Annotated in this window: 10 protein-coding genes and 1 tRNA gene; 6 read left to right on the forward strand and 5 right to left on the reverse strand. The window is 37.6% G+C overall.

Going from position 1 to position 8,534, the window contains the following annotated elements:
* Positions 1–14 precede the first annotated feature (14 nt).
* From tolB to tolQ, 4 genes are read right to left on the reverse strand one after another with little or no spacing between them, the layout of a single operon-like run.
* Positions 15–1,343, reverse strand: a complete 1,329-nt coding sequence (gene tolB, locus HXY53_07070; GenBank protein ID NWF76309.1) for a Tol-Pal system beta propeller repeat protein TolB — start codon at positions 1,341–1,343, stop codon at positions 15–17.
* Positions 1,340–1,972: a cell envelope integrity protein TolA gene (tolA, locus tag HXY53_07075; protein NWF76310.1), complete on the reverse strand. Its 633-nt coding sequence runs from the start codon at positions 1,970–1,972 to the stop codon at positions 1,340–1,342. Before tolA ends, tolB begins: the two co-directional genes overlap by 4 nt.
* Positions 1,969–2,370: a protein TolR gene (gene tolR, locus HXY53_07080; protein NWF76311.1), complete on the reverse strand. Its 402-nt coding sequence runs from the start codon at positions 2,368–2,370 to the stop codon at positions 1,969–1,971. The genes tolA and tolR overlap by 4 nt, the downstream gene beginning before the upstream one ends.
* The gene (gene tolQ / locus HXY53_07085; protein NWF76312.1) at positions 2,357–2,995 is read right to left on the reverse strand and encodes a protein TolQ; all 639 of its coding nucleotides are present in this window, start codon (positions 2,993–2,995) and stop codon (positions 2,357–2,359) included. The genes tolR and tolQ overlap by 14 nt, the downstream gene beginning before the upstream one ends.
* A 102-nt stretch (positions 2,996–3,097) precedes the next feature.
* On the opposite strand from tolQ, the gene HXY53_07090 reads away from it, so the two are divergent.
* Positions 3,098–3,187: transfer RNA gene (locus HXY53_07090), tRNA-Ser, on the forward strand.
* Positions 3,188–3,225: 38 nt separating this feature from the next.
* On the opposite strand, the gene HXY53_07095 is transcribed toward HXY53_07090, so the two are convergent.
* A complete protein-coding gene (locus HXY53_07095; GenBank protein NWF76313.1) occupies positions 3,226–3,567 on the reverse strand; it encodes a YtxH domain-containing protein in 342 nt (113 codons plus the stop codon).
* A gap of 179 nt (positions 3,568–3,746) precedes the next feature.
* On the opposite strand from HXY53_07095, the gene HXY53_07100 reads away from it, so the two are divergent.
* The 5 genes from HXY53_07100 to HXY53_07120 form a co-directional block, all read left to right on the forward strand.
* A complete protein-coding gene (locus HXY53_07100; protein ID NWF76314.1) occupies positions 3,747–5,648 on the forward strand; it encodes an ATP-dependent metallopeptidase FtsH/Yme1/Tma family protein in 1,902 nt (633 codons plus the stop codon).
* A complete protein-coding gene (locus HXY53_07105; GenBank protein NWF76315.1) occupies positions 5,614–5,757 on the forward strand; it encodes a hypothetical protein in 144 nt (47 codons plus the stop codon). The genes HXY53_07100 and HXY53_07105 overlap by 35 nt, the downstream gene beginning before the upstream one ends.
* A gap of 376 nt (positions 5,758–6,133) precedes the next feature.
* Positions 6,134–6,433 (forward strand): hypothetical protein, encoded by a 300-nt coding sequence (locus HXY53_07110; GenBank protein ID NWF76316.1) that lies wholly within the window; start codon positions 6,134–6,136, stop codon positions 6,431–6,433.
* Complete coding sequence (locus tag HXY53_07115) at positions 6,411–7,061, forward strand: nucleotidyl transferase AbiEii/AbiGii toxin family protein (GenBank protein ID NWF76317.1); 651 nt, start codon at positions 6,411–6,413, stop codon at positions 7,059–7,061. Before HXY53_07110 ends, HXY53_07115 begins: the two co-directional genes overlap by 23 nt.
* Positions 7,062–7,097: 36 nt before the next feature.
* On the forward strand, positions 7,098–8,534 hold a 1,437-nt coding region (locus HXY53_07120), incomplete at its 3' end, for a response regulator (GenBank protein NWF76318.1).

Genomic DNA, 8,534 nt, shown 5'->3' on the forward strand with positions numbered 1-8,534 from the left:
ATGAATAATCAGGATTAGAAAATATAGTTTTGTGACCATCTTGAATTATATGCTTTAAGATTTTCAGGACTGATCCTCTTCTGAAATTCTCCATTAGCCCTCATTATATATACACCCTTTATTTTGTCTCTGTCAGAAGTAAATGTTATGTATCTGCCATCAGGTGAAAATGATGGCTCTTCATTGTTTCCATTTGCAGTAAGTTGTGTTAATCCTGTACCATCAGGATTAACAATAAATATCTGGTTTAGTCCCCTTCTGCCTGTAAAAACTATTTTATCTCCTTTAGGTGACCATGATGGAGAAGTATTATATGAACCTTCGAATGTTATTCTTCTTAAATTTGAACCATCTTTTTTCATAGTGTATATCTGTGGGGTACCACCCCTGTCTGATACAAATGCGATATAATTTCCATCAGGAGATATAGCAGGTGAAACATCAATACCATATGATGAGGTTAATTTTACTATATCGCTGTTTTTAAGATTCATGATATAAAGATCTGGAGTCCCATCTTTTGAAGAAGAAAATGCAATCTCATTTCCCGATGGAAAAAAATCTCCTGCAATGTTCGTTCCTTTAGAGGAGAATATTTTCTTTTCGATCATATTTGTAAAATCTAATAGATAAATACTCCAGTGTCTATTTCTCTCAGCAGCATATATTAATCTATCACCGTTTGGTGACCAATGAGGAGATAGGATTATGTTACCTTTAATCCCTGTTTTTATGATTCTGTTACCATCCCAGTCCATAATGCATAGCTGCTTTTCTTTCTTGGTATCCTCGATGAATGCTATACGTGATCTGAAGATACCTTGCTCACCTGTTAGCATATAATAGATATCATTAGAAATTGTATGAGCTAAAGGAATCAATAAATCTCTACTGGCTGTATATTTTTTTCTCATTATTTCTTTTCCTTCAAAAACATCATTCAGAGTAACTGTAACAATCAGGTCTTTCACTTCCTGAATTGAGCCCTTTATGACTGTTTCAACGCCGATTGGAGTCCAGTTGGCCGGATTAAAAGGCTGTGATGGATTTTCTATATAGGCTGATTTATCGATCAATTCGAATAATCCTGTAAAATCAAGGTCATTTCTAATAATTTCCGCTATTTCTTTACCGGATGCCCCTGAAAAATCCTGTATTGCTACAGGAAGTTTTTTAAATGCAGGTGAATTGATATCAATGTAAACCTTTGCCTCAACATCAAATGTCCTTATTTCCCATTTATTAAAAAGGGTTGAGAGAGGATTGAAAGTAAAAAGTAAAAACAAGAGAAAAATTATATAAGCTTTGAACTTTGAACTTTGAACTTTGAACTTATTTGTCATGGATAAAATCTTACTCCGATTTCCATCTCATATGGTGGCGGCGTAAGAGGATTTGCTTTTGCGATGGCTTTGAGTGCAGATCGATCAAATAAAGTATTACCCGAACTCTTCTCAACTTTCTGGTTAATAATTGTCCCATCCTTTAATATTTTTATTGATATAATTGCCTCAATATTTTTTGGACCACTGTCTGGGAAAATCCATTGTTGGCGTATCTCATTAGTTATTTTTGCATAATAATCATCAAATAGTGTACCTGTTCCCTGAGTAATATTAGATATTTTGTCTGGATTTTTTTCGCCAGCTTTTAGTGAAATTATAGATCGAAGTTTAACGATCTTCTCTATCTTCTTTTTTGCTTCAATAGCTGCAATTTTCTCTTCTTTCATTTCTTTTGTTCTAATAGTTTTTTCTTCAGATATTGGTTGTGTATCAGAGAGAACAGATGTTTTTAAATCTAATTTTTCATGTGAAGCTTCTGAATTCGCAGGACTGACAAGGCTCACTACATAAGGAGATGGGATAACTATAGTGTTAGATTGTTTTAAGATCAGGATTGTAATAAATATTGCTGAAAGATGTATAGTTAAAGATAAAACAGTTGTTCTTTGAAGACTGGGTTCTCTCATTTAAGGCTTATTTTAGGTTCTGTAATCATTCCGAGTTTTTCTATGCCGGCTTCTTTGATCTCACCCATAACTTCTACAACAAATCCATATGGAACATCTTTATCAGCTTTTAAAAATACATTTGGATTGAGTTTGCTAATTGCCTTAAGTTTTTTATTCATTTCTGACAAAGAAACAGGGTTGTCATTCATATAAATAACCCTGTTTTTTTTAACGACAAGTGTAATCCTCTCTTCTGGAGGCAGATCTTTTCCTTTTGCTTTCGGAAGATTCACATCTATGCCCTGTTGAAGGAGTGGAGCTGTCACCATGAAAATAACGAGCAATACGAGCATAACATCAACGAAAGGAGTAACATTTATCTCTGAGAGAACATTTCTCTCTCTATTGAATTTCATGATTCTCCCGGTTGAAGAAATCGAAAAGTTCTTCTGAAAAATCCTCCATTTCTATAATCATTCTTCGTGCCATGCTGAGATAGTAATTATAAGCAATGACAGCAGGGATAGCAGCGGCAAGTCCTGCAGCAGTAGCTATAAGAGATTCGGCGATTCCAGGAGCTACAATCGCAAGAGAAGCAGCACCGGAAACACCTATATTCCGGAACGAATTCATGATTCCCCAAACTGTTCCAAAAAGACCTATGAATGGTGTAGTAGATCCGGTTGTTGCGAGAAAATTCAGATACTTTTCGAGTTTTGCTGATTCAAGTGCTCCATATCTTTTTAGCAATCTCTTAGTTTCGCTTTTGTCTTTTCGAACTTCATCGGTATATACAGATCTGAAAAGATTCGCAATGGGACTGATAGTCAAGCTCCGTGTTGCCTGATATAGACTCTTAACATCTCTACTTGTTCGGAATGCGCGCAGAAATTGTTCAGACTCTTTATTCGCTTTTGAAAAATATCTTTGTTTAAAAAAGATGATGGCCCATGATACTACAGAAAAAAATAAGAGGATTATTAAAACACCCTTTACAATAAGCCCTGCCTGTAATATTAATTGAAGAGCAGAATCTTTCATCAACGTGTATTATAAAATAAATTTTTAAAAAATTATTATCTAAAAAAAGTCAAATAAAGTTCTGTTATAATTATTTATTAATTTTTGATTTTTTGTTATCAAGGAGGGGTGGCTGAGTGGTTGAAAGCGACGGTCTTGAAAATCGTTGTAGGGGCAACTCTACCGGGGGTTCGAATCCCTCCCCCTCCGCCAGAAAAATGTTATAAATCCAACTATTTTAAACTGACAGATTAAAGTCCGATAGCTTCAGTTATTCTTTTTTTCTGTTTCTCAATCACCTTTTGCCCGTGCTCAAGATTTTTCAATATTTCCTTTTTTGCGCTTTCAGATAATTCCACACCCCGTTCTATGATATCTGATACTTTATCTTTAATAGAACCTGCAAAATCATGAATATTATCAATTGTGTCATCTATCAATTCAGATGTCTCTTTTTTTACTCGTCTTGCAACTTTTGAAATATCTTTCCTTGTCTCTCTGCCGGATTTAGGCGCATAAAGGAGTGCAATTACCGCACCAATTAATCCGCCCAGTAAAAAAACACCTGCCAGTTTTTTATAATCTTCGTCCATGAATTCCTCCTTTTCTTTTTTATAAACTTTAACAGGTATAAACAATAGAGTCAACTTAAAGATTTCAAGTTTAAAGTATTCAAGTTTAAAGTATTATTTACTGTATACTATAAACTGCATATAGTTGTCCAGATTTAAACAGTTGCAATTTTATTTTGTTTCGATAATATATTGTAATAATGGCTGATGACAAAAAAAATATCAGTAACATAATAAAGAATCAACAGTGGCGTTTAATAATAGGTGTTTTACTGCTTCTATTTTTTTTATATACATGGAGTCAATTCTTTTCCTTTGGGTCAAAAAGAAACTACCCCATCAGTTATAGCCAGTTTATAGAACAACTCGAAGCAGGTAATATCAGATTAGTTACTATCAAAGAATTGCGGGTTCGTGGAGAATTTGTTCGAGAGACTGATATACAACTTACGGGTGAAAAAATTACTACACCAATAAAAGATTTCGAGACATTTTTACCTTCCTTTCAAGGTGAGGGTCTACTTGCAAAACTGAAAGAAAAAAATGTAATTGTGAATATCGAACCTGCTGATAAAGGGTCTGCACTGTGGCAGATTCTGATTGGACTACTGCCATGGGTTTTGATTATCGGTATATGGATACTCATCATGAGAAGAGCGCAACAGGTTCAGGGTGGACCAGGAGGGCTGTTCACATTTGGAGCGAGCAAGGCAAAACTTATTGATGCTAAAAAGATGAATATTACATTCAAAGACGTTGCAGGAATGGAGCAAACAAAGCAGGAACTCAGGGAGACGATTGAATTTCTTAAGGACCCATCAAAATTTAGAAGACTGGGGGCAAAAGTTCCTAAGGGAGTGCTTCTGATTGGCCCTCCTGGAACAGGCAAAACTTTGTTAGCCCGAGCAGTCGCTGGAGAGGCAGGAGTGCCTTTTTTCAGTATCAGTGCATCTGAATTCATCGAGATGTTTGTAGGAGTTGGAGCTGCAAGGGTAAGAGATATGTTCAAAAAGGCTAAGGAATCACAACCAAGCATAATTTTCATAGATGAAATTGACTCTGTTGGCCGCACTCGTGGTGCAGGCTTAGGGGGAGGCCACGACGAACGAGAGCAGACACTGAATCAACTTTTGAGTGAAATGGATGGTTTTGAATCACATGAAGAGGTTATTGTTATGGCTGCAACAAATAGACCTGACGTTCTCGACCCTGCATTGCTGAGGCCTGGAAGGTTTGACAGGCATATTGTTATTGACAGACCTGGATTAAAAGAACGGAAGGCGATTCTTGAAGTGCATACAAAAAACAAAATATTAGCTGAAGATGTTGACCTTGAAAAGATTGCAAGGGGAACTCCTGGTATGACAGGAGCAGACCTTGAAAATATCACAAATGAAGCAGCGCTTCTTGCGGTTCGGAAGAACAAGGATAAAATAGATATGAGTGATTTTGAAGAGGCAAGGGATATCATTCTTATGGGGGCTGAGAGAGAAGAAACAATAAGTGATATGGAAAAACGCATTACTGCATATCATGAAGCAGGACATGCTCTTGTTGCATGGAAACTTCCTGGAACTGATCCAATTCACAAAGTAAGCATTATACCCCGTGGAATGGCAATGGGTGTTACACAACTTCTTCCAGAAGAAGACAGACATTATTATCCAAAGACATATCTTATGAATAGATTGAGCGTTGTCCTTGCAGGTAGAGTTGCAGAAAAAATAGTTTTTAATGATACAAGTAGTGGTGCACAGAATGATTTAAAAGAAGCAACAACACTGGCTGAAAAAATGGTATCGCAGTGGGGTATGAGCGAAAAGGTTGGACCAATTAACCTTGGAAGAGGTGAAGAACATCCTTTTTTAGGAAGGGAGCTGGCTTTGCCAAAACGCTATAGTGAAGAAATGGCATGGTTGATGGATCAGGAGATACGGGAATTAATACTAAAGGCCGAGCAAAAATCAGAAGAGATATTGAAGAATAACAGACATGTTCTTGATCGACTTGCTGAGGAATTAATTAAGAAAGAAGTTCTGGATAGGGATGATATTGAAAGGATTATAGGTGTTTTGGAAAATTCGAAGTTCGGAGATTGGTAACAGTATCCCGATAATAGCAATGACATCGTATGCTATGGCAGGTGATAAAGAAAGGCTTTTGTCCGCTGGGTGTAAAGGCTATATCGAGAAACCTATTGACCCTGATTAGGTCATATCCCAGATAAGGCAATTGACAGGTGAAACAGCATTAAGATATACATATACCTAAATCCAGCGATAAGCATAACAAATGCTGATTCAGACAGTCATTGCGAGCACCTGAAAGGTGCGTGGCAATCTCCTTGAAGAAGTTCAGATTGCTTCGTTTCTCTCGCAATGACAATCTTTATAGCTGGATTTGGGATATATTTTCCCCTCTTTTATAAAAATGGGTGAGGGGAGATTACTAAAGAAAATTAGAAAATGGGGAGAGAAGAGAGAGATTTTAGAAAAGGGCCACAACTTATAGAGGGGTTAAGGTAGGTATGAAAGGTATATTCAGATGAAGATATTAATTATAGAGGAGGATTAAGGTATAATTATTTATGACAAATATGGAAAAGAGTGAATTGTCTGAAGAACATAAACGAACGCTCAAACAGTGTTTGTGGGATTTAAATCTTACACCGGAGGAGTTTCTTGCTATTATAGAGGGACGAAGCACACGTAAATGGCCTGAAAGAGGGTTTTGTGTAGCACGGCTTCTTGAGAGTGTAAACTGGTTCAAGATTGTAAAAATAATTGATCCCAGAATTCTTTGCGGTTTATGGGGAGATGCAAGAAAGTTCGTAAGATTTAAAGAAATTAAAGAAGGAATGGATTTTGCTTGCAGAATATTACAATAATGTGATATATCCTTTAGAGGACATTGTTATATCTGTATTCCGGGAATCACCTTTTTATCTGACAGGTGACACCGCTCTTTCAAGGGGATATTACAATCATCGGTATTCTGATGATCTGGACTTTTTTGTTAATGATCATGCAGAGTTCCGGAGGATTTCAGAAACTCAGTTGGCGAAACTGCAAAAGGTATTTAGTGACGCCGAAACCGACTATAAAGGTGAACATTTTTATCGTATTTTTGTCGGTAATGAGAGATTAAAGATTGAGCTGATAAATGATGTGCCCTCACATATCGGTCAACTGGTAAATCATCCAGTTCTCGGCATTATAGATTCAAGGGAAAATATCCTTGCAAATAAGATAACTGCGATAGTTGATAGAACACTGCCGAAGGATATCGTTGATGTATTTGTACTTTTGAATGATGGGCTAAGTATTAAGACAGCTTTGACTGACGCCGGAAGCAAGGCTGCCGGTATCTCACCTCTCCTTGTTGCCAAAATACTTGCCGAGTTTGATTATACGATTATTGATACTGAAATAAAATGGATAAAACCTTTCCCAAGCCTGACGATTAAACAATATCTGAGCAACATGGCAATCAGCATTGTTGAAGGTAAAATATAATCTATATTTTTGTTGAATTATGACCGGTGAAACAGCATGAAGATATTGATCGTAGAGGACGATGTCAACTCAAGGGTTTTTCTTGAACGTGCGCTCCTGAGCCAGGGATATACTGTTGAGAGCGCTGCCAATGGTATCCAGGCGATGGAAAAAGTCGTTCTATCGCCTCCTGATCTGATTATATCGGACATCATGATGCCGGAAATGGATGGTTTTGAACTTTGCCGGAAGGTAAAGACTGATGAACGTCTTCAACATATCCCCTTTGTTTTTTATACAGCTACCTACACTGATAAAAAGGATGAAGATCTGGCTATGTCGCTTGGAGCGTCACGTTTTATTGTAAAGCCGATGGAACCGGAGAAATTTTTCAGCACCATTAAGGAAGTAATTGAAGAGCATCGGGCAGGGCAGCTTCCTGTGCTGGACCAGCTTCCTGTAGAGATTACAGAACTGGACAGGATGCAGATAGAAGCCTACGCCCGGAAACTGGAAAAGAAGGTGAGAGAACTTGAGAAAGAGCTTGAAAAATTATGGAAACTCCAGCAGGAGAGGGAAGATATTTTCCAGGCAATCGGTCATCCAACAATAATTCTTGACGCACAACACAATATTCTTTCAGTAAATAAGGCTACGGTGAAGGCAACAGGTGCGGGTTCCGCAGAAGAACTTATCGGGAAAAAATGCTATGAAATCTTTCACAATACCTCGGGACCTCCCGAAGGCTGCCCGCTGGTGAAAATGCTCTCATCAGCAAAACTTGAGGAGAGTGAAATGGAAGTAGAGGCTCTTGGCGGAATATATCTCGTCTCATGCACTCCTGTTTTTGATGAAAAAGGCAATATTCAGAGAATAATTCACATAGCTACTGACATTACCGAACTTAAGCGGGCACAGGAGGAAATAAGGTATTCTCATTCGCTTCTTGAAGCAACTCTGGAATCTACAGAAGACGGCATTCTGGTTGTAGATAGAACCGGCAAGGTTACCAGATATAACAGGAAATTTCTTGAACTCTGGAAGATTCCTGAGTATTTAGCAGAAAGACGTGATGACAACATGTTGTTAGACTTTGTTTTCGAGCAACTCGAGAATCCGGAAGACTTCATGAAAAAGGTTAGATATCTCTACCAAAGGCCTGAAGAAATTTCTTTTGACGAAATCAGATTCAAGGACGGAAAAATATTTGAGCGATATTCTCAACCCCAGTTTCTTGGAGACACTATTGTAGGGCGTGTATGGAGTTTTCGTAACATAACTGAGCGTAAAAAGGTGGAGGCGGAAATAAGAAAGCTGAATACTGAGCTTGAGCAGCGAGTAAAGAAACGCACTGCACAACTTGAAGCTGCCAACAAGGAACTTGAAGCATTTGTCTATTCTGTCTCTCATGATCTTCGAGCACCTTTGAGGGCAATAGATGGGTTTACAGAGATACTTCAGAAGGAATACATTCAGAAGCTTGATGAAGAAGGA

It is taken from the genome of Nitrospirota bacterium (assembly GCA_013388455.1).
Classification (GTDB): domain Bacteria; phylum Nitrospirota; class Thermodesulfovibrionia; order Thermodesulfovibrionales; family SM23-35; genus JACAFF01.

Bases quoted from the DNA above. Each gene is read 5' to 3' on its own strand.
- HXY53_07095 (NWF76313.1), bottom strand. From the start codon at position 3,567: ATGGACGAAGATTATAAAAAACTGGCAGGTGTTTTTTTACTGGGCGGA.
- HXY53_07100 (NWF76314.1), top strand. From the start codon at position 3,747: ATGGCTGATGACAAAAAAAATATCAGTAACATAATAAAGAATCAACAG.
- HXY53_07110 (NWF76316.1), top strand. From the start codon at position 6,134: ATGACAAATATGGAAAAGAGTGAATTGTCTGAAGAACATAAACGAACG.
- tolA (NWF76310.1), bottom strand. From the start codon at position 1,972: ATGAGAGAACCCAGTCTTCAAAGAACAACTGTTTTATCTTTAACTATA.
- tolR (NWF76311.1), bottom strand. From the start codon at position 2,370: ATGAAATTCAATAGAGAGAGAAATGTTCTCTCAGAGATAAATGTTACT.
- tolQ (NWF76312.1), bottom strand. From the start codon at position 2,995: ATGAAAGATTCTGCTCTTCAATTAATATTACAGGCAGGGCTTATTGTA.
- tolB (NWF76309.1), bottom strand. From the start codon at position 1,343: ATGACAAATAAGTTCAAAGTTCAAAGTTCAAAGTTCAAAGCTTATATA.